The sequence below is a fragment of the Bradyrhizobium sp. Bra78 genome, assembly GCF_024519855.1.
Taxonomy (GTDB): Bacteria; Pseudomonadota; Alphaproteobacteria; order Rhizobiales; family Xanthobacteraceae; genus Bradyrhizobium; species Bradyrhizobium japonicum_G.
The window spans coordinates 60,677-83,058 of sequence record NZ_JALJRE010000010.1 but is presented as its reverse complement, the minus strand read 5'-3'; the positions used below and the strand labels follow the sequence as shown (position 1 = coordinate 83,058).

The 22,382-nt window shown below is 62.8% G+C and carries 27 protein-coding genes; 12 read left to right on the top strand and 15 right to left on the bottom strand.

The window, feature by feature from the left end; translation table 11 throughout:
- The first annotated feature begins 35 nt into the window (after window positions 1-35).
- The 3 genes from OC450_RS22185 (at window position 36) to OC450_RS22175 (ending at window position 1,947) form a co-directional block, all read left to right on the top strand.
- On the top strand, window positions 36-977 hold the full coding sequence (locus OC450_RS22185) for an acetamidase/formamidase family protein (RefSeq protein ID WP_262048683.1): 942 nt from the start codon (window positions 36-38) through the stop codon (window positions 975-977).
- A gap of 199 nt (window positions 978-1,176) precedes the next feature.
- Window positions 1,177-1,374, top strand: a complete 198-nt coding sequence (locus OC450_RS22180) for a hypothetical protein (RefSeq protein ID WP_007603456.1) — start codon at window positions 1,177-1,179, stop codon at window positions 1,372-1,374.
- Between the two features lie 72 nt (window positions 1,375-1,446).
- Window positions 1,447-1,947, top strand: a complete 501-nt coding sequence (locus OC450_RS22175) for a GcrA family cell cycle regulator (RefSeq protein WP_262048682.1) — start codon at window positions 1,447-1,449, stop codon at window positions 1,945-1,947.
- A 318-nt stretch (window positions 1,948-2,265) separates the two neighbouring features.
- Here OC450_RS22175 and OC450_RS22170 read toward each other — a convergent pair whose 3' ends face one another.
- A complete protein-coding gene (locus OC450_RS22170; protein ID WP_262048681.1) occupies window positions 2,266-3,741 on the bottom strand; it encodes a porin in 1,476 nt (491 codons plus the stop codon).
- Between the two features lie 406 nt (window positions 3,742-4,147).
- Between OC450_RS22170 and OC450_RS22165 the strand changes: the two genes are divergently transcribed.
- Window positions 4,148-4,654: a MarR family winged helix-turn-helix transcriptional regulator gene (locus OC450_RS22165; RefSeq protein ID WP_211385963.1), complete on the top strand. Its 507-nt coding sequence runs from the start codon at window positions 4,148-4,150 to the stop codon at window positions 4,652-4,654.
- Between the two features lie 10 nt (window positions 4,655-4,664).
- Here the strand turns inward: OC450_RS22165 and OC450_RS22160 are convergent, their stop codons facing one another.
- The 3 genes from OC450_RS22160 to OC450_RS22150 form a co-directional block, all read right to left on the bottom strand.
- A complete protein-coding gene (locus OC450_RS22160; protein WP_262048680.1) occupies window positions 4,665-5,777 on the bottom strand; it encodes an alpha/beta hydrolase family protein in 1,113 nt (370 codons plus the stop codon).
- Between the two features lie 265 nt (window positions 5,778-6,042).
- Window positions 6,043-7,014, bottom strand: a complete 972-nt coding sequence (locus OC450_RS22155) for an SDR family NAD(P)-dependent oxidoreductase (RefSeq protein ID WP_256807163.1) — start codon at window positions 7,012-7,014, stop codon at window positions 6,043-6,045.
- Window positions 7,015-7,158: 144 nt separating this feature from the next.
- Window positions 7,159-8,067 carry a dihydrodipicolinate synthase family protein gene (locus OC450_RS22150; RefSeq protein ID WP_211385960.1) on the bottom strand — a complete coding sequence of 303 codons (909 nt, stop codon included), beginning with the start codon at window positions 8,065-8,067 and terminating at the stop codon, window positions 7,159-7,161.
- 318 nt (window positions 8,068-8,385) lie between these two features.
- Here OC450_RS22150 and OC450_RS22145 point away from each other — a divergent pair, with 318 nt between their 5' ends.
- Window positions 8,386-8,625 (top strand): hypothetical protein, encoded by a 240-nt coding sequence (locus tag OC450_RS22145; protein ID WP_094891819.1) that lies wholly within the window; start codon window positions 8,386-8,388, stop codon window positions 8,623-8,625.
- 158 nt (window positions 8,626-8,783) lie between these two features.
- Here the strand turns inward: OC450_RS22145 and OC450_RS22140 are convergent, their stop codons facing one another.
- Window positions 8,784-9,641, bottom strand: coding sequence for an alpha/beta hydrolase (locus tag OC450_RS22140; protein ID WP_256807161.1), 858 nt, complete (start codon window positions 9,639-9,641; stop codon window positions 8,784-8,786).
- A gap of 21 nt (window positions 9,642-9,662) precedes the next feature.
- Here OC450_RS22140 and OC450_RS22135 point away from each other — a divergent pair, with 21 nt between their 5' ends.
- From OC450_RS22135 to OC450_RS22120, 4 genes are all read left to right on the top strand, one after another.
- Window positions 9,663-10,499 carry a TetR/AcrR family transcriptional regulator gene (locus tag OC450_RS22135; protein ID WP_256807160.1) on the top strand — a complete coding sequence of 279 codons (837 nt, stop codon included), beginning with the start codon at window positions 9,663-9,665 and terminating at the stop codon, window positions 10,497-10,499.
- Window positions 10,500-10,984: 485 nt separating this feature from the next.
- A complete protein-coding gene (locus OC450_RS22130; RefSeq protein ID WP_262048679.1) occupies window positions 10,985-11,197 on the top strand; it encodes a hypothetical protein in 213 nt (70 codons plus the stop codon).
- 165 nt (window positions 11,198-11,362) lie between these two features.
- Window positions 11,363-11,551 carry a type II toxin-antitoxin system HicA family toxin gene (locus OC450_RS22125; protein ID WP_262048678.1) on the top strand — a complete coding sequence of 63 codons (189 nt, stop codon included), beginning with the start codon at window positions 11,363-11,365 and terminating at the stop codon, window positions 11,549-11,551.
- A 46-nt stretch (window positions 11,552-11,597) separates the two neighbouring features.
- On the top strand, window positions 11,598-11,990 hold the full coding sequence (locus tag OC450_RS22120; RefSeq protein ID WP_262048677.1) for a type II toxin-antitoxin system HicB family antitoxin: 393 nt from the start codon (window positions 11,598-11,600) through the stop codon (window positions 11,988-11,990).
- 117 nt (window positions 11,991-12,107) lie between these two features.
- Here the strand turns inward: OC450_RS22120 and OC450_RS22115 are convergent, their stop codons facing one another.
- The gene (locus OC450_RS22115) at window positions 12,108-13,688 is read right to left on the bottom strand and encodes a recombinase family protein (protein ID WP_262048676.1); all 1,581 of its coding nucleotides are present in this window, start codon (window positions 13,686-13,688) and stop codon (window positions 12,108-12,110) included.
- 169 nt (window positions 13,689-13,857) lie between these two features.
- Complete coding sequence (locus OC450_RS22110) at window positions 13,858-14,085, bottom strand: hypothetical protein (RefSeq protein ID WP_262048675.1); 228 nt, start codon at window positions 14,083-14,085, stop codon at window positions 13,858-13,860.
- A 425-nt stretch (window positions 14,086-14,510) separates the two neighbouring features.
- Here OC450_RS22110 and OC450_RS22105 point away from each other — a divergent pair, with 425 nt between their 5' ends.
- From OC450_RS22105 to OC450_RS22095, 3 genes are read left to right on the top strand one after another with little or no spacing between them, the layout of a single operon-like run.
- Window positions 14,511-15,209 carry a class I SAM-dependent methyltransferase gene (locus OC450_RS22105; RefSeq protein WP_262048674.1) on the top strand — a complete coding sequence of 233 codons (699 nt, stop codon included), beginning with the start codon at window positions 14,511-14,513 and terminating at the stop codon, window positions 15,207-15,209.
- A 41-nt stretch (window positions 15,210-15,250) separates the two neighbouring features.
- Window positions 15,251-15,487 carry a hypothetical protein gene (locus tag OC450_RS22100; RefSeq protein ID WP_262048673.1) on the top strand — a complete coding sequence of 79 codons (237 nt, stop codon included), beginning with the start codon at window positions 15,251-15,253 and terminating at the stop codon, window positions 15,485-15,487.
- Entirely contained in the window at window positions 15,484-15,765 is a 282-nt protein-coding gene (locus OC450_RS22095; protein WP_262048672.1) for a hypothetical protein, read from the top strand. The genes OC450_RS22100 and OC450_RS22095 overlap by 4 nt, the downstream gene beginning before the upstream one ends.
- A 13-nt stretch (window positions 15,766-15,778) precedes the next feature.
- On the opposite strand, the gene OC450_RS22090 is transcribed toward OC450_RS22095, so the two are convergent.
- The 8 genes from OC450_RS22090 to OC450_RS22055 all read right to left on the bottom strand — a co-directional run bounded on the left by OC450_RS22090 (window position 15,779) and on the right by OC450_RS22055 (window position 22,372).
- Window positions 15,779-17,320, bottom strand: a complete 1,542-nt coding sequence (locus OC450_RS22090; protein ID WP_262048671.1) for a hypothetical protein — start codon at window positions 17,318-17,320, stop codon at window positions 15,779-15,781.
- 162 nt (window positions 17,321-17,482) lie between these two features.
- A complete protein-coding gene (locus OC450_RS22085) occupies window positions 17,483-17,884 on the bottom strand; it encodes a DUF1515 domain-containing protein (protein WP_262048670.1) in 402 nt (133 codons plus the stop codon).
- Between the two features lie 71 nt (window positions 17,885-17,955).
- Window positions 17,956-18,246 (bottom strand): hypothetical protein, encoded by a 291-nt coding sequence (locus OC450_RS22080; RefSeq protein ID WP_262048669.1) that lies wholly within the window; start codon window positions 18,244-18,246, stop codon window positions 17,956-17,958.
- A complete protein-coding gene (locus OC450_RS22075; RefSeq protein WP_262048668.1) occupies window positions 18,243-18,695 on the bottom strand; it encodes a hypothetical protein in 453 nt (150 codons plus the stop codon). The genes OC450_RS22080 and OC450_RS22075 overlap by 4 nt, the downstream gene beginning before the upstream one ends.
- A 44-nt stretch (window positions 18,696-18,739) precedes the next feature.
- A complete protein-coding gene (locus tag OC450_RS22070) occupies window positions 18,740-19,012 on the bottom strand; it encodes a hypothetical protein (RefSeq protein ID WP_262048667.1) in 273 nt (90 codons plus the stop codon).
- A 67-nt stretch (window positions 19,013-19,079) separates the two neighbouring features.
- Complete coding sequence (locus tag OC450_RS22065; RefSeq protein ID WP_262048666.1) at window positions 19,080-19,829, bottom strand: TIGR02594 family protein; 750 nt, start codon at window positions 19,827-19,829, stop codon at window positions 19,080-19,082.
- A 32-nt stretch (window positions 19,830-19,861) separates the two neighbouring features.
- Window positions 19,862-21,736 carry a hypothetical protein gene (locus OC450_RS22060; protein WP_262048665.1) on the bottom strand — a complete coding sequence of 625 codons (1,875 nt, stop codon included), beginning with the start codon at window positions 21,734-21,736 and terminating at the stop codon, window positions 19,862-19,864.
- Window positions 21,737-21,763: 27 nt separating this feature from the next.
- Window positions 21,764-22,372, bottom strand: coding sequence for a hypothetical protein (locus OC450_RS22055; RefSeq protein ID WP_262048664.1), 609 nt, complete (start codon window positions 22,370-22,372; stop codon window positions 21,764-21,766).
- Window positions 22,373-22,382 lie beyond the last annotated feature (10 nt).

The following is a 22,382-nucleotide window of genomic DNA, read 5'->3' as shown; positions in this document are numbered from 1 at the left end:
TGGCAAGTTCAGATGAAACCGACCAGAGGCGGCCAATGACCCATCACCACCTGCGTTCGAGCCCCGAAACGTGCCACTGGGGCTTTTTCGAAGCCAGGCTCGAGCCCGTCCTCACCATCGCGAGCGGCGACGAGGTGACGGTCGACACCATCAGCGGCGGTCCGGACATGCTGCCCGACCGCAGCAAGTTTCACATTCCCCCTGAAATTTTCGAGGTTCATGCCAGAAACGAGCGCATGCTGCCCGGCCACATCCTCACCGGCCCGATCGCGGTCGAGGGCGCCGAGCCTGGCGACGTGCTCGCGGTCGAGATCCTGGACGTCCAGCTCCGGCAGGATTGGGGCTGGAACATGATCAAGCCGCTGTCCGGCACCCTGCCCGACGATTTCCACGAGACGCGCATCCTCAACATCCCGCTCGACCGGACGCGGATGGTCGGCCGCATGCCGTGGGGCCTCGACCTGCCGCTCAAGCCGTTCTTCGGCGTGATGGGCGTTTCGCCGCCTCCCGCCTGGGGCCGAATCTCCTCGCTGGTCCCGCGCGCCATGGGCGGCAATCTCGACAACAAGGAGCTTGGCGCTGGCGCGACACTCTACTTGCCGGTGTTCGTTCCGGGAGCGCTGTTCTCCTGCGGCGACGGCCATGGCGTGCAGGGCGACGGCGAGGTTTGCGTCACCGCGATCGAGACCGCGCTTCAGGGCCGCTTCCGCCTGACGCTGCGCAAGGACCTGCGGTTCGATTATCCCCGCGCCGAGACGGCGACGCACTACATGACCATGGCGATGGACCCCGATCTCGACCAGTGCGTGGTGCGCGCGCTGCGCGACATGATCGCGCTGCTCGGCGAGACGCGAAATCTGTCGCGCGAGGACGCCTATACGCTGTGCAGCCTGGCGGCCGATCTGCGGGTGACCCAGACCGTCAACGGCTCCAAGGGCATCCATTGCATGATCGAAAAGGCGATCGTGCACGGCTGAGCCGGCACGCCTTCCCTGACCTGTCGAGCCACGACGCTGCCCGGCACTCCCGGCGGCGCGCGTTGCCGCGTCCAATTTCTCTTGCGATTCCAACGGGCTGAGCCATGACCTCAGCCGGCATTTGACTTCCACCCCCGAACCTAAATAGAGTCTTAATCGTTACTTTTATGTATCTGAGTATGAGGTTAGCGTTCGGACCATGGCCACCGAAAAAGCCGAGACTGACCGCATTCCCGTAACCTTGGCGCTCTCGACCATCACCTATCTGGAGAAGTTGGTGAGACAGGGCACCCACGGCACCAGCGTTCCCGGCGTCGCACGGACATTGATCGAGGAAGGCATCCGTCTCGCCATCAAGGACGGGCTTTTGTCGATTCGCGACAACGGCAGAACGTGAGCGCGCGCCGGACGTGAGGCGGACGGATCTCGAGAGGCGGATGGCCGACATCTGCAACCTGGGACCGCTACAATGCCTGTTCTCTCAGCGACTTCTTCACCCACTTCTTCACCGACCTGGACCAACGAACGAATTGAACTTCTGAAGCAGCACTTCGAAGCCGGACTTTCGTGCCGCGAGATCGCCGCCGATATCGGCGTCAGCCGCAACGCGGTGATCGGCAAGCTGTCCAGGCTCAATCTGACGCGCAGCCGCGCGGTCGAAGACCGCAGGCTCGAGCGGAGCCTTGCGCCGGCGCGCGCGACGAGAGCGGTGCCGCGGCTGCAATATGAGATGCTCGCCACCATCTATGGCGAGACCGGCGCGCCGGTGGTCGCCGGGCCGATCGACGAAGCCAATCGCTGCTCGCTGCTGGAGCTTGCCGAGAACCGCTGCCGCTGGCCGATCTCGACGCCGGGTGCGGACGATTTCTGCTTCTGCGGCAATTCGGCGCCGGACGGCCAGTCGTATTGCGCCGGCCACAGCCGCCTCGCCTACCGGCCGAACTCGCGCGCCCGTGTCATGCGCGGCTAGATTCTGCTTGACGCGTTTTCTTTACGCGAACCGGTATCCACTTCGCTTGAAAACGCTTTGCTGAAACGAAAAACCTCCGGCAGGGCATTGCCGGAGGTTTCTGGAGGCTTAGCATCAAGCTAAGAGCCGCAACTTTCGAAATCGGCTGAAAGCTATATAGCTTAGTAACTCAGGTAAGTAAATAAGTCTGGGGCCGATCGAACCGCATGGCTCGTCTTCGTCGCCCGCACGGGCTGCCGGATTTTCCGAACGCCCCTCTTGTAAAAAAGCCCCGGCGGTGTCCCGCCGGGGCTCTCTGATCGATCTGCGAGATCGATGTTAGAAGTTGCGCTGGGCGCGCAGGAGCATGCTGACCGAGTTCTGGTCCTTCAGCTCGTACACGGCCGCCGGCTTCGCAGCGCTGGCGATACCCGGGCTTGCAATGGAGCCGGAGTACTTCTGGTCCAGATGCGACCAGCTCACGTCGGCAGTGAGCGCCAGGTTCTTGACCGGAGTCCACACGGTGTTGACACCGACGACCGCGAAGTTGAAGTCCGGATTGCAAGTAGCGCCCGCGACCGCGATAGCAGCGAAGTTGCCGCAGATCAGGCCCTTGCCGGCATCGCCGTACTTCAACTGGGCGTAACCGCCGTAGACGGCGCTCGCCCAGTTCGGGCTCCAGTTGTGGGTATAGCCACCACGCAAGCCCCAGGTCTTGACGGTATCGATGCCGGTACCGGCACCGAAGACGCCGTCGGAAACACCGGCGAAACCGGTGCTCTGATACGCGGTGCCGCTACCGCTGAACATGAAGAAGCTCTGCGGGAACAGGCTCTGGAAGTTGTAACGGGTTGCACCGTCGGTGTAGACGGCCTGGAAGTTGATGTTGTCGCCCGCGCCGGTCGGGATATTCTTGATCGACAAGGCGCCCTGCACAGCCCAACCCCACTTGTCGGAGGGATGACCGGTCGATTCCGTGGCGCCGTAGTAGGCGGCATGGAGGTCATGCGCGGCAACCGAGAGCTGGGCCAGACCCCAGGCCTGGTCGACGCGGACCTGACCGATGATGTCGGGAGAACGCGTGCCACCCCAGGCATTGGCGCCGTAGACGCCCGTCACGAACTGAGCGGCCGTACCCGAGGACACGTTCCAGAGGTTCGACTGACCGTTCGTCGCCGTCGTCTCGTCCTGCAACGCGAATGACGCGGTGATGCCCTGGCCGAAGTCGGCCGTGTAGGCAACCTGATTCACACCGTTGGTATGGTTGCTGCCGCCCGGAATGGTGTCGGGACCGCCAGCCGGATAGCTCTGCCACGGGGCGTCGAAGATCGAGACCGTGCGGCCGAACGTGAAGCCGGCGAACTGGATGAACGCATGGTAGAGGCCGAGCGAGGCGGAACCGGTCGAGAACGTCGAGGGATTGCTGCCGGTGACCGTCTGGGAATCCCAGCTGAAGACCATGTCGGCGTAGGTTCGCACCACGCCATACTCGGTCGCCGTGCGGGTGTCGACGTTGAAGTCGAAACGAGCGCGGCCGGTATAGTAGTTGGTCAGACGGTTGTTCGAGCCCGCGTTCGCGCCCTGCTGGAAGCCATAGTCGCCTGCGCCACCAAGGATCGCGTCAGCGCGCAGATAGCCGCCCAGCTTGATGCAGGTGTCGGTGCCCGGCATGTAGTAGAATCCGGCTCCATACAGGGAGCAGATCTTGACGTACTCGACCGCCTTGGCCTTGACCGGAAGATCAGCCGCCTGGGCTGCACTCACGGCGATCAGACCCGCCGCAGTGCCGAGCAATAGGCTCTTCACCACTCTCATTTAAAACCTCCAAGTTGCACATTTTGCGGAGACCGGACCGTGAGGCCCCCCAGATCCCCGTCTCTTCAAATCCGCTCGGCCGCTTCGCGCTTTCGGACGCACCTGCTTGAACGCGAGGGACGTGAGCGAACCACCTGCAACGGGACGATCGAGAACCCCCCACCGTCACGGATCAATATGCCTGCGCTGTTCCCTTAATCAAAATAGTTTATTTAGTCAGCTTTGTGGTTTCGCTAAACCTGTGCCCCGCGCGCAACACCCCGGCTGAGCCAGTCTGCTGAGCTGATCATCTTTGTAATTTTAGTGACGAAATTACCCTGCCCTGCACTTGCGTCAGAGCAGGCTTGCGTGAACTATGGCCGCGCAAAACACCGGCCGCAGGTATTCAGATCACGGGAGTGACGCTGTGTCAGCCACGAGGAAAGAAGGGGCGCGCCTCCGCTCCGTCGGCAATCTGGATATCATCCGGCGCTTCACCTGGGAGATATCGTCGATCAACATGTATCTGGAGGAGCTGCGTCAGTTCTGGGCGAGGACGCTCGGCATCAGCGGCCCGCAATGGCTGATACTGATGGCGATCTCCGACCTCGACAAGGACGACGGCATTCCCGTCAACGTCGTCTCCAAGCTTCTCCACGTCGATCCCTCGTTCGTCACCACCCAGTCCAAGCTGCTCGAGAAGAAGGCCCTGTTGCGCCGTCGCCCCTCGCCGACCGACGCACGGGTGGTCCGGTTGTCGCTGACCGAGAAGACGCAGAAGCACCTGGCGAGCCTCAACGAGCAGTACAAGACGATCAAGGAATTCGTCTTCCAGGAATTCGACGAGCAGGAACTCACCGAATTCACCACCAAGCTCGCGACCTTGAAGACCCGTCTCGAAAAGGCCTGCGTCCGCCTGACCCTCGACTTCTGAGGCGGCGTGTCTAGATGCGCCCGGCGGCGCCGAGCCGCGTTTCGAGCCAGTCGAAGATGTATTCGTTGGCCAGGCTCGGATTGTCCGCATGGGACTGCGCCGCACCGGTTTCGGCCGCGGTGAACACCTTCAGCATCACATCCGAGCTGCCGAGCCGCGAGGTCTGGACGATCTGCCGCGCCCGGTCGGCCTTGAGCCAGCCGTCCTCACCCAGCGTGATCAGGACCGGACAGTCGGCGCTGGAGGCCATCAGCGGCGCATGCGGCACCGGCACGATGCTGACATCGCTCATGGCGAATCGGCTGGCGAAGAAGGCCCGTTCGTGCAGGTCCCAGAGACCGCCATCGCAGACGGCGGCGGCAAGCCGCGGCTCCTGCAGCACCGCGCGCGCCACGAAGGAAGAGCCCCAGCCGTCGGCCACGATCGCGACGCGCCTGAAATCGACGTCGCTGCGCTTCTCCAGATAGTCCATGACGCTGGGAAGGGCGCTTTCCAGATCCCGGCGCCGCAACAGCGCGTCGAGATAATCATCGCGCTGGTCGCCGAAGAGGTCCAGTGCCAGCATCGAGAAGCCGCGCTCGCGCGCATGCGGCGCGAGCTTGAACAGGAATTCCTCCTTGCGGTGGCCCGGCTCGCCGATGCAGATCACGGTCGGGGCCTGCTCGCCTGCCGACGGCGCCGGCAGGAAGTAGCCCTGCAGCGAGTGTCCGTCGAGCCAGGGTATCGTGACGACGTCGCCGGCCGGGCCGCGCGCCGTGAGGTAGCGGCGGGCGCACTCCTGCATCGCGAGCACGGCAACCCAGCGGCGCTCGTCGGCCTGGTCGAGCGGCATCGCCGCTGCGCCGTAGTAATTCATCGCGCGCAGCCAGTTGCGTTGTGCGCTCGCCATGTGGCCTTCCGCGAACGCGGCCTCGGCGCGATGACGATTGGCCTGCGCCAGCTTTTTCCACTCGCGATGCCAGGATTGGTCTTCGCCGCGCTTCAGCTGCCGCGCGATCATCAGGCATTCGGCGATCGTGGCGCCGCCCTCCTGGGCCGCGGTGAGGAGCCGGGTGAACTCAGCGGAAATGTCCTCTCGCTCCGGGCAAAGGATCCAGTCGTCGGAGAGGCATGCGGGTATCATCGGGAGCTACGCTCTGGTCATCGCCTTACACCTGACTGACTAAACTATTTCGGTTCCCTGACCAAGCTGCCGTGCACCGAATGAGAGCCGTTTAAGATCACCATCGCTTGAACGCATCGACGCGCCGCATGCGTGACATTCCAATTCGTCATGATTGGAGAAAAGCCGGCAACAAAAGCTGGCAGGAGGTGGCACGCAAAATTACATGCGCGCCTCTTGCCATGACGATCATCATACCCATATTCGCGCGCGCTCGTTGACGGCGTCAGCCAAGCCGCCAGCCGACTTCCTGGGTAAAACTTTCATAGAAGGCGCGGTCATAGGCCTGCTCCGGCGTGGCGCGCACGCGCTCGTCGAGTCGGCGGGCGTCCTCGCCCACGAGAATGCGCCAGCGCTCCGCCTTGACGCCGTCGAGAATGATCTTCGCGGCCTGCGCCGCCGTCGTCGGCGCATCCTCGAGGAAGCTGCGCGCGCGCTCGGCGAACGCCGCCTGGATGTCCTCGTCCGACATCCTGTCGGCATCTGGCACGCCGGCCGCGACCATGCGCTTGCGGGTCAGCGCGACCTCGTCGGCGCTGAGCCGCTCCGAGCCGTCGGCGCTCTGCACCTTGCGCGAGTTGGAGACGATCGAGGTGCCGATGTGGCCGGGCATCACCACCGAGCATTTGACGTGCGGCGCGTGCAGGCGGAGATCGTTGATCAGCGCTTCGGAAAATCCCTTCACCGCGAACTTGGCCGAGCTGTAGGCGGTGTGCGCCTGGTTCATGCCGATCGAGGCCCAGAAGCCGTTGACGCTCGCAGTGTTGACGATGTGGGCTTCGTCGGCCGCGACCAGCATCGGCAGGAAGGTACGGACGCCGAGATAGACGCCGCCCCAGCAGATGTTGAAGGTGCGTTCCCACTGCTCGCGCGTGTTGGTGAACAGGCTGCCGCCGCCGCCGATGCCGGCGTTGTTGAACAGGAGATGGATCCGGTCCGTCTTCTGCTGCTCGGCGAGTTCGTCGCGGAAGCGCTTGAGATGATCCTCGATCGAAACATCGGCGACATGGGTCGTGACGCGCAGGCCCTGCGGCAGCTTCTCGACCTCGCACAGCCGCTTCGTCTCGGCCATCGCGGCTTCCGAGACGTCGCACATCGCGACGTTGCAGCCCTCGGCGACGAGCTGCCGCGCGAGCTCGCGCCCCATTCCCGTGCCGCCGCCGGTGATGACGGCGATCTTTCCTGCAAATTCCTTCATGGGACTTTCGGCCCCTCCCCTTGTCCGTCTGTTTCTTCGACGCCGCGCCGCATCGGGACGCACGCAAAATCTAGCAGCGCCGCATCCGCAGGTAAAAGCGGATCGGCGCTGCCGGCTTCGAGATCGATTATTTCGGCGGGCGGACTATTCCGCCGCTTCGACGCGTTGGGCGTTCAACGCGCCGAGACCCTCGAGCGCCTTGCGGATCGCCGCCTGCTGCGCAAGCGATGCCTCCGGCATCGGCGCGCGCGGATAGGTCCTGGGCAGGCCCTGCAGCGTCTGCGCGTAGCGCGTGCAGGCCGGCAGATTGTCGGCGATGGCGGCGTTCCACAGCGTCAGCAGCTTCTTGTGCAAATCCAGCGCGCGCGGATGGTCGCCCGCCTTCACCGCGTCCCACAGCGCGACCGAGGCATGCGGCGCCGCGGTCAAGATTGCCGCGATCGAACCATGGGCGCCCAATGTGTAGGACGGATACATCAGGGCATCGACCGCGCTGTAGATCAGCTTGTCCGGCGCCATCATCATGAGGTCGGCGAACAGCTTGAGATCGCCCGCACTCTGCTTGACGCCGACCACCAGCGGCACCTCGGTCATGATCCGCGTCAGCAGCGCCGGCGACAGATAGGACCACGGCACCACGTTGTAGATGATGATGGGCATGCCGGTCTCGTCGGCCATGGCGCGGAAGTGCGCGACCATCGCCTCGTCGTCGGGCTTGAACAGATAATGCACCGGCGTGACCTGGAGGGCCGCAACGTTCATGTCGCGCACGAGCTTGCCCCGGCGAATCGCATCGCGCGTGGAATCGACGATGATGCCGGCGATCACGGGAATGCGCCCCTTCACCGCCGCCACCGTCGCTTCCATCAGGTCGCGATATTCCTCGTGGTCGAGCGTGTGGCCTTCGCCGGTCGAACCACCGGCGGCGACGCCATGCGCGCCGGCGCCGATCATCCAGTCGACCTGGGGCGCCACGAGCCCAAAGTCGATCTCGCCGTCCTTGCGAAACGGCGTCGTCATCGGCGGAATCACGCCGGTCGGTCGTGCCTTCATGGTCTGCCCTCGCGTTTCCAAAGCCCTTGCTGCGGTCCTGCTCTCCCGGCGGGTATCCGCAGTCTGCGAGCCTATCGGCTGCGAGGGCCCTGTGAAGCGTCACCGGCGCGGCGCTGCCCCCACAATCGGTCATCCCTCGCCCGGTTCCCCGTAGTTGCCCGGCTTCGGTTTATGGGCAATTTTTTTACAATCCGAATCGTCAAATGGACTCCGGACGCTGGGTCGAGTCGGCCAGGCCAGCGTGTTGTTTCAGTCACAGGCTCTGGCACTCCGCTTGCATCCTCTTCGTGGTCAGAAACTACCGATGAGGTGACAGGAATGTTCGTGACCGTCGTTGCCGTGCTCTGCCGGCTTAGTGCAGCCAGCTCAGGCAGTTGCATCGAGGAAATCGTGACCGACAGCAACATGACGCCCGAGATATCGATGATGCAGTGTGCGATCGGCGCACAGGCCCCGCTGGCGAAATGGATGGGCGAGCATCCGATCTACCACGCCAACTGGCGCCTCGATCGCTACAAATGCGTGCCGGGTCATTACGAGATCAAGGGCCACGCCTGACCAATAAGGCCCCGCAAAACTACTGATATCAAGACTACGGATATCAAGACTGAGGATGAGGAAACGCCCCGGAGGCCGCATGGTCCTTCCGCGCGGGCACCGCCAGCGCCAGCCCCCATTGCGGCGGCGCGCTTTGTGACAACGATCACACCTTCCTCTTAAGCCACCGCCTGCAAAATCATCGCCCGCGCGCGCCGTCCTTCCGGCGTCGGCATCAGCGCGTAATTGTGCGGCTGGTCACGGAGCAGATGCAGCTCGACCGGCACGCCCGCCGCCCGCGCGCGCTCCGCAAGATCGACGCTGTCAGGGTAGAGCAGATCGCGCGTGCCCGAGAAGATCGTCATCGGCGCAAGCGCGCGGAAGGCGCCGTTCAGCGGGCTGACGAAGGGATGGCCGACATCGAGCTCACCGGCATAGAGCCGCCCCGCCTCGACGATGCCCGGAATGTCCTGGATCGGATCCCGGGCCGCGATCGCCACCTGCTCCGGGCGGCTGACCGAGGCATCAGCCGCGGGCGAGATCAGCACCAGCCGGTTCGGCTGCCGGTGCCCGCGATCACGCAACCACTGGCACGCAGCGAGCGCGAGGTTGGCTCCGGCCGAATTGCCGACAACCGTGACCTTTGCGGACCCGGCATCCTCGAGCAGCATGCGCAGCAGCTCGGCCGTCTTCGGGACGATATCCTTCGCCGTGGCGCGCGGCGCCAATGGATAGATCGGGACGACGCAGACAACGCCCGCGTTGCGCGTCATCTGCCCGACGAAGCGCCAATGCGCGGGCACGATCTCGTTGATGAAGCCGCCGCCATGCAGGAACATGACGTGGTTGCACCCCTCATGTCCCGACGACGGCGCCGTGTAATAGACCGGCCATCCGCCCATCTTGGTCAGCGTCGCCTCGACGCCGCGCCCCAGCCCCGTCGGCTCGAACGAGGCCGGCTGCAACGCGAGCTTCTGCACATGCGCCTGCACCGCCTCGGCGGACGCCAGCTGTTGCTTATACGGAAGCTGCCGCAATAGCAGATTGAGGGCGCGGCTTTGCAGGCTCGGTGCGGAATCGCGCTGGGATGGCGTATTGAACACGCAACCGCCCGGACAAAAATGCAAGACAGACACGATCCTGGCAACGCTCATGGCCACATCCCCATCGGCTCTTTCGACGCGGCGTCAAAGAGGCTTGCCGACCCGCCGCCACTTGCGGGTATAATGCGAGCATTCACTCGCTTTTCCTACTCGCATTCAGATCACAAGGCCGTGGCCCGCAAACCGCCGACAAAAGCCCGGAAAAATGCCTCGCAGCAGCGATCCCGCGCCACCGTCGACGCATTGGTAGAGGCCACCGCTCGCATTCTGGTCCGCGAAGGTTTCGAGAAAGCGAGCACCAACCGCATCGCCGAAATCGCCGGCGTCAGCGTCGGCTCGCTCTACCAGTATTTTCCAAGCAAGGAGGCGCTGGTCGCCGCCGTGATCAATCGTCACAACGAGGAGATCATGGGCATCGTCCGTTCAGCGCTGACCGAAGTCACCGACATGCCGATCGACAAAGCCGTGCGCCGCCTCGTCACCGTCGCGATCGAGGCGCACCGCATCAACCCCGAACTGCATCGCGTCCTCGCCGAGCAGATCCCGCGCGCCGGAAAGCTCGACGTCGAAGCCTTCAACCGCGAGATCCACGCCCTCGTCCGGGCCTATTTCGACATCCACCGCAAGGAAATGCGCAAGATCGACCTCGACGTCGCAACCTTCATCTGCGTCAGCGCAATCGAAGCGGTCGCGCACAACACGGTGCTGAACCAGGCCGCGATGCGATCGGACAAGACGGTGCGGACGCTGGTGGATGAGACGACGCGGATGGTGGTGGGGTTTTTGAGGTAGTGGGACGTCGCGGAACGCGTGCTTCCAGGGAAGACGACATCACTTCGGCTCGCGAAAATGTCGTCCGATTGCGATTGCCCTCTCCCGCGCCCAAAGCCCCGATCTACAGACTGGCACGATGACATCATGCCCCTGTTTTGCCCGACGCGTCAAACTGTTTCGGAAAAACGTCATCTCGCCGATGGCTTCGCTACTGTGCATGGGGTTGTTTTCGGCATTTTAGTTTGCCGACCACCGAAGCAGCCATCTGCTGCTGATCGTCGCGCATGCGTCACGGGCGGGAGCCGGCTCCACGCCGAAGGTCAGTCCACCCGACAGATGATTTGAGAAAAATGGTCGGAGCGAGAGGATTTGAACCTCCGACCCCTAGTCTCCCAGGCGCGGGTAGATCTTTGAATCTGCTTGCCTTTTTGCGGAAAACGGCAAATCAAACCAGCATTGAATCCCCTTGCCTTTCTGTTTGTTTTGGCAAAGGAATCGCTTGCATGCAAGGCGATGCCGTCCGCATCCTCCGTCATCAGAAGGTGCCCGACACCGGCAGTTTTGAGGTTCGGTTCGCGGACGGCCGGCCGAGCCGCTATTTCTATTGGGACGATCTGCCAGGCCGGCGCCTTCGCTCGGATATTCTCAACAGCGCCGAGGCTGAGGCCCGGGCAAAGGAACTGGCGCGCACCGAACGCGAGAAGCTCCCGCGATGACACGGCCGGAATTCATCCTCGCCGCAATGGCGTTTTGGACCGTAGCCGCGCTGGCCGTGGGAATTGTCGAACTCGTCCGGTGAGTTGCTCGACGTTGCGGAACTATCCATCAGGTGTGTATTTATACACTTGACACCATGTCGCGGCGTGTGTACATGTACACACATGAAATCGGCGGACATCATCAAAGCTCTCAAAGCCGACGGATGGGAACTGGTGGCCCAAAAAGGTAGCCACATTCAGTTTAAGCACCCGACCAAAAATGGCCGAGTCACGGTCCCCCATCCTAAGCGGGGCCTTCCAATTGGAACCTTAAAGAGCATCGAGAAGCAAGCCGGTTTAAAGTTGAAATGACGCTGCATAGAGAGGGCCATCGGCCCACCCAAGGAGGGGAGCTCAAATGCGACACTACATCGCTCTAATCCATAAGGACGCCGACAGCGATTACGGCGTTTCGTTTCCTGACCTTCCCGGCGTGGTCACCGCTGGAACGGACTTGGACGATGCACGCGCGATGGCTGTTGAAGCTTTGGCTCTTCACCTCGAAGGCTTGGCAGAAGACGGCGATGCCGTTCCGGTGCCCTCTTCGCTCGAAGAGATCATGGCAGATGCCGCCAACAAAGATGCTGTTGCCGTGCTGATCCAGGCCCCACCCCAAGAGGTTAAGGTCATGCGTGTCAATGTCACGCTGCCGTCTGACGTGTTACAGGAGATCGACGCCTACGCAGAGAAGCACGGCTTCACGCGATCTGGTTTTCTTGCACAAGCGGCGAAAAAGGCGATCGCAGCCTAAATCAGCTGCGATCACTCTGGCAAACGACTTGGTCGAGCCTCGAGTTGAGCTAGCGCCGGATTTTGCGCGCTTGGCTCTCGGTAAGCTTCCATCGCTGGAACGTGCCGTCACCCTTCCCTATAGCAGTGTCCCGGCAACCTTTGTCATGACGACTCGCAAGACGTCATTCATTGTAGGACAGCGATAGGTCGCAAATCGCGAGCGAGACGTCGCCGTAAGAGCGATCGAATGTTTGGCCATTTCGTTCAACGGTAGGAGGAAGTAGTCAACGACCTGCCTATTTGTCTCCTTGTCCAATCGCAGCGCAAGAATCAGGCCGGCGGGCTCAATCGTGTGCCGGTGAACCAACCAACAAGGCGCGTGGCGCCGCGCTGCGTAGTAGCGCGCGATCCGCACCGAGATGGCGAGTTTGCCGGCAACCGTCATCACTTCAGTGTCAGCATCAAAGACCGCAGTAACGCCGCGAGTCCTGATATGAGTGACAAGAGTTGCTACCTGTCTCGATAGCTCGGCTTCAGATTGTTCCCGCGCGTCGACGTAGTCGAAATTCCGCTCAGAATTGACATAGCCGACACGACGAAAGGCCTCCCTCAAGCTGCCAAACCGGTGTGCATATAGGGCAGCGCTCGGCATATTCTCGGTAGCAGCCAGAATCGAGAAGCTCAGCTTTCCATTCACCGAGAGCGTCTCTCGCAACTTCTTCAGTAGCAGCTCATTCGACCACCTGCCTTGTTGCTCCTTCAACAGATCCTGGGCTTTGAGGAAGATGCTTTTGTCAACGACCGGTTCAAATAGGCCGGTAGCTCGAATCCATTGCTCTGGCGGATTCCGCTTCCTTACCTGCTTCAGCCGGCTCGAGGAACGATTGTAGACGCAATTACCAATGTAGGCCTCATTGCTTAAAACTTGGAGGACCATGGCATAGGACCACGGGCTCCCCCGATGGTTGGGAACTTGGTCATTGTTTAGCCAGCGAACGATAGAGCCTCGAGATCGGCGATGAACGACATACTCCCGAAATATCCGAGCAACGATGCGTTGCTCGTTCTCCGAACCGGGCCGAATCACGACCCGGTCCGTCTGCAAATGCTTGTATTGGCCTCTCAGCAAGATTCCCTTTGAGCACCCATTTTCATCGATCATCTCGCGCCGCAGGCCATACCCCGCGGGGCCGCCCTGCTTGAACCCGAGACTGGCAACGCGGCATGCGCCGGCATAGACCCTTCCCGAGAGCTCCCGAGAGTATTCGGCCGCCATTACGCGCTTCAGATTCTTTACGATGCTCGCGATGACGCTACCGTCGTTGTCGAACTCCTCGGCGCAGTAGCAGACCTTGATTCCCACCTGTCTGCAGGTGAATTCGTAATGGGCGCTTTCATCGACGTCCTGGAATCGTCCCCAGCGGCTCACGTCGTAGACCAAGATGTGGTCGAAGTCCGCACGGCCGCTGCGAACGTCGTCGAGCAGTGTAATCAGCCCATCGCGCCGGGCGATGCAAAGTCCGCTCCTGCCTTCGTCTGCGTACGTCCGAACGATTGTAAGGTCATGCTGCGCGGCATAAACGGCGATGGCAGCAGCTTGGTTCTGCGTGGAAAATCGCTGATGGTCCGTCGACATACGGACGTATTGAGCGGCGCGTCCCGCGCTGCTTGGGGGCACCAGATCGGACCTTGGCCGAACGATCAACTCGTTTGCCATATCGCGTCTCCTGCATGCGTAAGTTACCACAACAGGAGCGATCTGGCATCCAGCAAGCGGCCGGGATCACGCCCGACCGCCTGGGTCGCGGACGCGCTACTTGTCTTCCCTCTTCTTGGCAGCTTCTTTGGCTGCCAACTCCAGCGCGGCCTCGATCTCCTCGGGCGAGCTATTCGGATTGAAGCCGGCCGGCGGGTATCGACCAGCGGCGCGATCCGATCAACTCCGCGGCCTTGAGCGAGAGGCTTTCTAGCTTCGTGTAGATCTCGCGCCGGCCGTCATTGGCGCGGGCTTGCTCGTAGGACCGCCGACGTTTGCGCGCCGAGCGCGCCAAGCTGGTTTTGAACCTGCCCGAGCCGATCGAGGATTGGACGGTGATGCCGTCACCGTTCGACATCAGCGCGCCCCTAATCCCAGCGCACATTCTCGTACCAGCCGGCCGAGGCTTCGAGGCGCTGACGGTGGGCGCTATCGTCGCTCACCGTCAGCTTGAGCATGACGCGAGTGTCCTTGCTTCTTCCCCTGGTTCGGGGTGAAGGGCTGCAAGGGCACACGTTACGTCAAGATGCGGCACCGGCACCTTCGCATGATCCTATGGGGAACCGGCGGCAGCTCGCGCGCGGGCGTCTCCGGCATTTCCGGAGCGTGCGCGCACGCCGACAGGGCCAAGGATCGAAGGCGCAGGCATCCGCATAGCTTCCCCGTTCGTCAATCACTTCGGGAGGGTTCCGGAGCGGCGTTTCCGAACGTTGCCAGGTTATTTCTGTCTGTTGCACTATTTGCGGTTGTGGGCCATGGTGTGCCGGCAAGGGAGGCTCATAGGTGCGCGACGTCGTTACTAGCTTTTATTCTAGTGTTCTTCGCAAGTTGATCGCAGATGGAGAAATTGGTTTATCTGACAGCGTCCTAATCGTCTGCGCTGGGCCGCTCGATGAGCGAGTAGTAAAGGAGCTCGGGTTTGAGGATTACACTCTAACAAACCTGGATCAAGACGCCGCGAACCGTATGCAAGACGCCGAAAACCTGACTTATGAGGACGGATCGTTTGATGTCGTCATGGTGCATGCTGGATTGCACCACTGCTATTCCCCGCACCGTGCTCTGCTCGAGATGTACCGAGTTGCCCGCAAATGTGTTGTGGCGTTCGAATCGCGTGACAGCCTGTTGATCCGATGCGCCGTGAAGCTCGGGATGACGCTCGATTATGAACTCGATTCCGTTATTGACGGGCGAGGCGGCGTCGCCGAAACAGGAACTCCGAATTTTGTCTATCGATGGACCGAGCGGGATATCGTCAAAACGATATCCAGCTACGATCCGAACCGGGTTCCATCAACCCAGTTCTTCTATGATCTTCGATTGCCGATCCAGCGCCTAACACGAAGCGGGAAACCCGCTCTGTTAGCAATTGCACGCCTAGTTGAGCCTGCATCGCGAATTTTTGCGGCATTGCTTCCCAGGCAATGCAACGAATTCGCATTTGCGATCAAGAAGACTGGCGCGACACACCCCTGGATCTAATAATCCGCAAGAGCTTGTTTGCGACAATCGTTGAGGCCGTGATGCTGCTGCCTGTCTTTCCTGTGATGCTCTCGGCGATGTGTATCGCGGCGGTCCAGGACGGCCGCATCTACATCGAGCGGCTCAACGCGCCGTTCTTGTTCACGCTGAAAGGCAGCGGCAGCGAATTCGGCGCCGGCCTCGCCTATGCAATCAGACAGGGCTGGCTCTGGAAGCACGAGAGCGGCACCTATGTGAAGCTGATGGCGCCAGGCGAAGATCCGCTGACGAAGGCATGACCTGGTCGGCCCGGTTCGAGGAGCCGATCGCGCTGCCCGGCGGCCACACGCTGGTGACCTTGCTCGACGTCGGCGACTATATCGCCGCCCTGTCGCCGGCCCTCCAGCGCAGGCCGGAATGGCAGGCGGCCGCTGAGGCGCTGCTGCTGGTCGCCGAGCGCGGCGGGCCCACCATGTTTGCGCGCATCGGCGTGATGCGCGCGCTCAACGCCGGCAAGCCGCCGACGGCGCAACAGCGGCGCCGCAAGCTCGCCAAAAGTTACCGGCTGATAAGGTGACGGCAGATTTGGATCAGTCCTCGCGCCGAAAATATGTCGCCGGCGTCAGATACCAGAGCAGGAACAGCGTGGCGGCGCCGTTGGTCAACAGCATGGTGCTGAAGGGCACACTGAGGAAGCTCTGCAAAACCACACCAGCCGACAGAAACACGTAGCGCTGCGGCCAATGTCGCGACATCGCGTTGGCCATCGCCACGACCAGGCCGCAGCCAAACGCGGCGAGCGGCGCCGCGATCATGCCGAGCGAAGCGATGCCCTCGGTCGCGAACACGGAAGCGTTCAGCATGCCGAACTGATATTCCTGTTTCAGGATCTCGGCGATCTGGTTTGCATAGGGGCAGCTCATCCGCGGCTTCAGCCAGGATATCTGGCAGAATGCTGTCAAAGGATTACGGCTAAAGAAATCGTTGTAGACGTCCAACGAGATCGAGGGCACCGCGAGCATGCGCCAGTTGATGAGGGTGAAGATCGCAGTTGCATGTCCATCGCCGAATCCGAGCAAGCGCGGCGCCATGCTTGCGATGCCGACCAGGAGCGGCAGCAACAGCGACAGCACGACCGCCGTTTTGACGCTCGCAAAGCGCAGCAGGATCGCGAGGATAACCAGCCAGGCCGGAGCCAAAAGCGCCAGCTTCAAGAGGATCACGGGATAGAAACCTACCAGCATCAGCGCCGCAACAACCGCGGCACGCCAGCGCCCACGCGCCACGAACAGCGTGAACGCGTAGGGCAAGAGCGCGCCGATCGTGATGCCGCATCCATAACTCAGAACTTTAGGCAACTCGACCGCGTCGCGGTAGGAGTAGATTTCAAACGGGCTGACCAGTCGGAAATGATACGTCGAGGAGGCCAACAGGATCACGCCGCTCAGCGCGATCATCGCCGTCAGCAGCCGATCGACGGCACCGTCGGAGAGATCCCGGGGCCGCGGCAGCCGAAAGGCGCCGCACACCGCTGGTAACGCGAAAGCTGCGGAGGAGACCAGGATCGACAGCGTCGCCAGATCCTTGTCGTAGCCGAACGTCGAAAACGGGATAAGCCAAGCGTAGCCGGCTGAGATCGTGAGGAGATAGACGCTCAGCGCGTATCCGAAACTGGCTCGCCACCACGCCAAGAGCGGCAGCAGCGCCAGCGATGGCAGCACGTTAACGGCGGCCCTGACCAGCATAGCCGGCTCAAAATGCACGATCGGGAGGTATCTGTAATAGTACTGCACCACGATCAGAGAGATGCAGATCGCGACACCATGCAGAGCCAGTAAGGCCGGAAGCGGCCACCATGATCTGGCGCGTTGCGGCACCTTTACGAAGGCATCGAAATCGCCGAACCGAACCACCTCTCCGGCGCGCACGGCATAGATCACGCCATCGGCCTCCAGCCGGTACGGTTCCCCGTTGAAGAACCCGTGCGGCTCAAAGCCGGCCAGGGTCAGCGGCGCAGAATCGTCGCGTCCAGATGCTTCCATGGTCGGAGGCATGACACAGGTCGATTCAAACTGGCAATACAACCGAAGTAGCGCCCCTGTGGGAAAAGAAAACCCGGCGCGCTGGGTCATGGCGCCGCCGGGCTCGCCAGGCCGCCCCCAGCGGCGGTTCCACCGCCAGCGTGAAGTCGAGATAGAATTTCCGACCAGGCTCGATCATGCCGAGCAGCGCCGGGTTGGCGATTGACGGCGACAACTCGCCGGCAACATTTTGCGGGATCCGCGGCTCGGTTTTCATTTGATCGCCACGTTGATCTTGAGATAGTTGACGACGACCCACGCCGCGCCGCCAGAGGCAACGACCGCGAGCCGATAGAGCCAGACGCTCAATCGGCCGGCGCCGACCGCTTGTTGCTTCACCGTCTCGACAGCCTCCACAACCGGCTTCATTTCGGAAATATCCTTGATCGCATGCGCGAGCTGCGTGCCCATAGCCGTGATCTCGCCCCGCATGCCGTCGACCTTGGCAGAGACCTCATTGCGTAACCCGTCGACTTTCTGATGCAGATCCCGGCGCCCCTGGGACGCACTCTGCTCCTGCTGCTGCCATGTCGCCGTCAGCGTCTTGACCGTCGACTCGAGCGCGCCGATCGAGCGCGCCATTTCGCGCAATGCGCCTTGCACGTCGTCGTTCATTCCCGAAGCTTCCCCAGCCCGATCGCCGCCGCGGGATATCCGCAGCGGCGCAGCCTCTTGCGTGCAGATTTTCAGGCGCCGGCGAACTTGGCGTCCTCGGCGGCCGCGAGCGCCGCAGCTTCCTCGTAGTCGGCGTCGAGCTTGGCCTCGAACGCGTCGAGCTGGTCGAGCGTCGCCGGCATGGTCGCGGGATCCGACCGGAAGGCAGCGATTGCGTTCTTGACGATCGGCTGCAGGTCCTGGAATTCGGCCCTCGCGATCGGATAGAGCGCGACCATGGCCGAGACGCCCTGCGCCACCAGCTTGGCGTTGCCGGCGATCTGCGGGATCGACGACAGCAGATAGGTGAGGATCTCGGTCAAAGCACACCTCCGGTCATGGCAAGCGGCGTCTTGATGCCGTACTGAGTGAAGATCCCGCGCAGCGTCTCGACCGACTGCTTGAGCGCGTCGTAAAACCCCTGCGTGCCCAGCTCGTTCGGGTGATCGCGGAGGAACTGCTTGACGTCGTTGCGGGCCTTGCGGCCGGCGCGCACCGCCTTGTTGAGCGCGATCGTCGCGTCGGGATCGCGGCAGATCGGGCCGTTGGTGCCGTCGCAGCGCTTGTTGAGGCGCGGGTCGACGTAGTTCTTGGCCGTGGCCTCGAACGCGTCATAAGTCGAGGCCAGAAGCACGACGGCCTCCGGCGAGACCTTGGACCGCGTCACGGCCTCGGCGACGTGCTCGATCTTCTGCCAGGTGTCGCGGACCTGGGAGCAGCCGCCGCCGGCGATGGCGAGCGCCATCGCTGCGGCAAGCATCAGCTTGCGCATGGGAGTGTTCCTTATCGGTTTGAAGGTGGAGAGAGAGCCGCGCTTTACGCGGCCGGCTTGGACTCGGTCACGGTAGAGGCATCGGTCACCGTCGTGGTGGTCGCCGGGGCTGCCATCATGTCGGTTTTTTTCCGGCTATCGCTGCTCGAGCCGAGATAGAAGCCGACCGCGACCATGGTGATCGCGAACAGCGTCTGCTTGAAATCGGCGTCGAGCGTGCCGGACTTGAGCATGTTGAACACGCAAGCGAAGCCGAACAGCGCCAGGATGATCAATGCCAGCGCCGCCGGCATCTCGAGCTTGAAGTCTTTCGTCATGGTTGGTCCCTTCAGATGGTCTCGCGCAGGGAATGCCGCCTGCGCCGCGGCACGAAACGATTTGCGATCAGGCCTCGCTCGCCACGGGCTTTCCGGCCGTGCCCACGACCGGCAGCGTGTTGATGCCGACCTGCGCCGGCAGCGCCGCCCCCTTCGGCCAATAGAACCCGACGAAGACGTCGGGCCGGTACGGCGAGACGTTGACCTCGTCGTTCTGGTTGCCGCCGCAGCAGCCCAGCGCCAGGCCCTTGGTGCGGCCGGCCACGAAGGTGACATGGCCGCCGCCGTTGCGGGTTTTGACGGCGATGGCGCCGACCGCCGGCCCCGCCAGGCGCAGCACCGGCTGGTGCTTGGCGTCGGCATAGGACAGTGCCCAGAGCGGCTGGCTCGACGGCTTCTCGCCCGCCCTGGAAAGGCAGAACGACACCCAGCCCGCGCACCAGGGCGTGGCGTCGTGCTGGTAGTCGGCCGCCACCGACTTGATGTCGGCCACCAGCTCGCGGTTGTCGGCGCTGCCGGCGCCCTCCTTGAGGCCGAGATGGGCCAGCGAGACCGACAGCCAGAGCGGGACCGCCGGCGGCGCAGAGACCACCGGGCGATCGAGCAGCGCGGCCATGGCGGCATCGACCGCGCCGGTCACCGGCTGCCCGAGCCGGCGCTGGTAGTCCTCGACCGCGCTGTCGGTCTGCGGGCCGAAATAGCCGGTCCCGGTGAGGGGATAGCCGCGCGCCTTCAGCGCGAGCTGGACGGCTTGCACGGCCGGACCGCTTGCGCCCATGCGCAAGGGACCAGCCGCAATGAGGGCTGCGATCGTCATACTCAATTCTCCGTTTCGAGGGGGTGGTTTTTCTACTGCGTGCCGAAGCATGCGACGTCGACGACAGACGGGTCATAAAGAGAGCCCGCGAAACTCACGACAAACATTGGAAATCCGCCCCCCGTCCGGCCCGACGAAGATCCTTTGACAATGCCATTGGTGGAGCTGTCCTCAATGCTGCCCATGCATGCGTATGTCGTGTTGGCGAAAGCCGTTGGAAAATTGAGCGTATACTGACCGGCGCCGGCGCGAGTGATGCTCGTGACATTGTACGCCTCGAGGATCGCCCCACTCGATCCAGTGAATCGCACCCAGGCCTTGACCGCGCTCGGATGACTCTGCTGCTGCGACGGCGTGACGACATTGACGGCGCTCGAACCCGCTTGCTGGTCCGACTTGGTCGCCACGGTGACGGTGACCGTGCCGCTGGTGGTGATCGGGCCGCCCAAGGCCGCGCCCGCCGTATTCACCTGGGTGACCGTGCCGCTTCCGCCGCCGCCGGAGCCGGAGCCCGTCGTGTTGCGCCAGCGCGATGAATTGCCGTCGTATTTGAGGTGCGCGGCAGCCTTCGAGCCAAGGGCAAAATCTGCGCCGAGGTCGAGCCGATTGGCCACGGTCGACGACGCACTGCCATCCTTCAATGTGATGGTGAAATTCCCGTTATTGAACAGGAACAGGTCGCAGCCAGCCGCGCCTCCGGCAAAGCCGGTGATATCGCGCGCCGCGTCGGAGTTGATGAGCAGCGTCGAACTGCTCGAGCACACGACCGACGACGGATTGTAGTCGTTCTGATTGGAGGTGATCTGCGACGGCGTCGACTGCGTCGAGTCCCTGCGGGCACCGGAAAAGTTCGCGAGACCGCTGATGGTCGGCCCCGAGAAGGTGCCCCCAGTGATAGTCTTGCCGGTAAACGTTAGCGCGGCAGGCAGCGATATGGCCGGGGCACCCGATACGCCGTCGCCATTCGCCACGCTGATTTCGTTCGCGGTGCCGCCGATGGTGCGGCAGAACCAGGTGTCGGTCGCGCTCCGGACTGCTACGCCGGTGCAGGAAAGTCCCTCCACAGCACCAAGGTCATTGGCCAGCACAAAGGTCGGATCGCCGGCCACGCCGGCCGGGTTGGTGATGGTAAACCCAGCCGCCGGCGGCGCCAGGCTTCGCAAAGCCCATGTGTCGGTCGCAGTCCGGGCCGCCAAGCCGGTCGAGGACAATCCTTCGAGCGCCGCAAGATCGTTGGCTAAGACGAACGTCGGATTGCCGGCCGTCCCCGCGGGGTTGGTGATGGTGAAGCCCGCAGCGGGCGCGGCTAGCGTGCGCGCGGCGCCCGTGCCGGCGCCGGTATAGGCCCAGAATCCCGCGGTCGAATTCGCTGCCAACGCCGATAGATCAGCGTCGAACGCCTGGACATCTGTCCCGATCACGACGCCGAGCGTCGAGCGCATCTGCGTGTTGGTCGTGTTAGCGAGCAGAGTCCGCGCCAGGACTGAAAAGTCCGCGACCGCCGCGGTGCCGGATCCCGTAAAATACGGCACCTTATCGGCCGCGCTGGTGAGCCCGGCCAGTGCGACCAGCTCGGCATCGGCCACGTTCAACGTTCCCGCCACGAACGAGAGCATCCCGCCGATGGTCACGGCAGCCCAGGTGCTCGACCCCGATCGATAATAGATCGTATTCGTACCTGATAGTGCCGCCAGCGCGTCGAGATCGGCGTCCCACGCCTGCACCGCCGAGCCGATCGTAAGACCCAACGATGCGCGCGCGGCCGAGGCCGTGGCCGCAGCAGTACCGCCCTTGGCGATCGACAGCGGCGACGTGCCGGGATTGGTCTGTGCCAGCGTCGGCGCGCACATAAGGGAGAGCGCAACAGCCGGCGCAAGCGCCAGCGCGATGATGCCGCGAAGCTTCATGTTCGACGTTCCGTTTTTAGAGAGAGGTCAGACCCAGCCGGTGCCGTCGGCAAGCGGCGTCAGGGTGATCGATCCGCCATTGGAATCGATGACGTAGGACGTTCCGCCCATGATGGTTTTCGACGTGCCGGCCGAGGTGATGGTGATATTGTTGGTGGCGGCGTCATACTTGCGATCGACGACGCGAACCGACCTGGTGGCGGTCGACGGATCCGGCAGGCTGACAGTGGTCGCAGCGCCGACGGACTTTCTAATCAGGATGACGTCGGCGTCTGAATTCGACACCGTAACGTCGCCCGCCGCCGTGACCTCGCGCTCGGAATGACCAGACGCCGCAATATCGCTTTCCTGCGCCAGACCTATCCCGACATAGCGCTGCAGCGGCGCCTCGAATGTCGGCGCGACGCTGGCGCCGGTATAGGCCCGGATCTGGTAGGCGCCGCCGACGACGAAGAAACGGACGAAGCCGTCGGCATCGGTATCGAAGGGATTGCCGAGCCCGGTCGTGCCGGCCCGGTCGCTGTAGACCGCGGCCAGGGGCTGGCCTGGGATCTCCGAGCGCACCTCGATGTGCGCGCCGGAAACGACGTTGCCGGCCCCATCCGTGACCGTGAATTGATGCGCCGCGAGTGTCATGGATCTTGCC

What these genes read in the sequence shown, in the direction of transcription:
- OC450_RS22185 (WP_262048683.1), top strand. Translation starts at nt 36, where the DNA reads ATGACCCATCACCACCTGCGTTCGAGCCCCGAAACGTGCCACTGGGGC.
- OC450_RS22180 (WP_007603456.1), top strand. Translation starts at nt 1,177, where the DNA reads ATGGCCACCGAAAAAGCCGAGACTGACCGCATTCCCGTAACCTTGGCG.
- OC450_RS22175 (WP_262048682.1), top strand. Translation starts at nt 1,447, where the DNA reads ATGCCTGTTCTCTCAGCGACTTCTTCACCCACTTCTTCACCGACCTGG.
- OC450_RS22170 (WP_262048681.1), bottom strand. Translation starts at nt 3,741, where the DNA reads ATGAGAGTGGTGAAGAGCCTATTGCTCGGCACTGCGGCGGGTCTGATC.
- OC450_RS22160 (WP_262048680.1), bottom strand. Translation starts at nt 5,777, where the DNA reads ATGATACCCGCATGCCTCTCCGACGACTGGATCCTTTGCCCGGAGCGA.
- OC450_RS22155 (WP_256807163.1), bottom strand. Translation starts at nt 7,014, where the DNA reads ATGAAGGAATTTGCAGGAAAGATCGCCGTCATCACCGGCGGCGGCACG.
- OC450_RS22150 (WP_211385960.1), bottom strand. Translation starts at nt 8,067, where the DNA reads ATGAAGGCACGACCGACCGGCGTGATTCCGCCGATGACGACGCCGTTT.
- OC450_RS22145 (WP_094891819.1), top strand. Translation starts at nt 8,386, where the DNA reads ATGTTCGTGACCGTCGTTGCCGTGCTCTGCCGGCTTAGTGCAGCCAGC.
- OC450_RS22130 (WP_262048679.1), top strand. Translation starts at nt 10,985, where the DNA reads ATGCAAGGCGATGCCGTCCGCATCCTCCGTCATCAGAAGGTGCCCGAC.
- OC450_RS22125 (WP_262048678.1), top strand. Translation starts at nt 11,363, where the DNA reads ATGAAATCGGCGGACATCATCAAAGCTCTCAAAGCCGACGGATGGGAA.
- OC450_RS22120 (WP_262048677.1), top strand. Translation starts at nt 11,598, where the DNA reads ATGCGACACTACATCGCTCTAATCCATAAGGACGCCGACAGCGATTAC.
- OC450_RS22115 (WP_262048676.1), bottom strand. Translation starts at nt 13,688, where the DNA reads ATGGCAAACGAGTTGATCGTTCGGCCAAGGTCCGATCTGGTGCCCCCA.
- OC450_RS22110 (WP_262048675.1), bottom strand. Translation starts at nt 14,085, where the DNA reads ATGTCGAACGGTGACGGCATCACCGTCCAATCCTCGATCGGCTCGGGC.
- OC450_RS22100 (WP_262048673.1), top strand. Translation starts at nt 15,251, where the DNA reads ATGCTGCTGCCTGTCTTTCCTGTGATGCTCTCGGCGATGTGTATCGCG.
- OC450_RS22095 (WP_262048672.1), top strand. Translation starts at nt 15,484, where the DNA reads ATGACCTGGTCGGCCCGGTTCGAGGAGCCGATCGCGCTGCCCGGCGGC.
- OC450_RS22090 (WP_262048671.1), bottom strand. Translation starts at nt 17,320, where the DNA reads ATGACCCAGCGCGCCGGGTTTTCTTTTCCCACAGGGGCGCTACTTCGG.
- OC450_RS22085 (WP_262048670.1), bottom strand. Translation starts at nt 17,884, where the DNA reads ATGAACGACGACGTGCAAGGCGCATTGCGCGAAATGGCGCGCTCGATC.
- OC450_RS22075 (WP_262048668.1), bottom strand. Translation starts at nt 18,695, where the DNA reads ATGCGCAAGCTGATGCTTGCCGCAGCGATGGCGCTCGCCATCGCCGGC.
- OC450_RS22070 (WP_262048667.1), bottom strand. Translation starts at nt 19,012, where the DNA reads ATGACGAAAGACTTCAAGCTCGAGATGCCGGCGGCGCTGGCATTGATC.
- OC450_RS22065 (WP_262048666.1), bottom strand. Translation starts at nt 19,829, where the DNA reads ATGACGATCGCAGCCCTCATTGCGGCTGGTCCCTTGCGCATGGGCGCA.
- OC450_RS22060 (WP_262048665.1), bottom strand. Translation starts at nt 21,736, where the DNA reads ATGAAGCTTCGCGGCATCATCGCGCTGGCGCTTGCGCCGGCTGTTGCG.
- OC450_RS22055 (WP_262048664.1), bottom strand. Translation starts at nt 22,372, where the DNA reads ATGACACTCGCGGCGCATCAATTCACGGTCACGGATGGGGCCGGCAAC.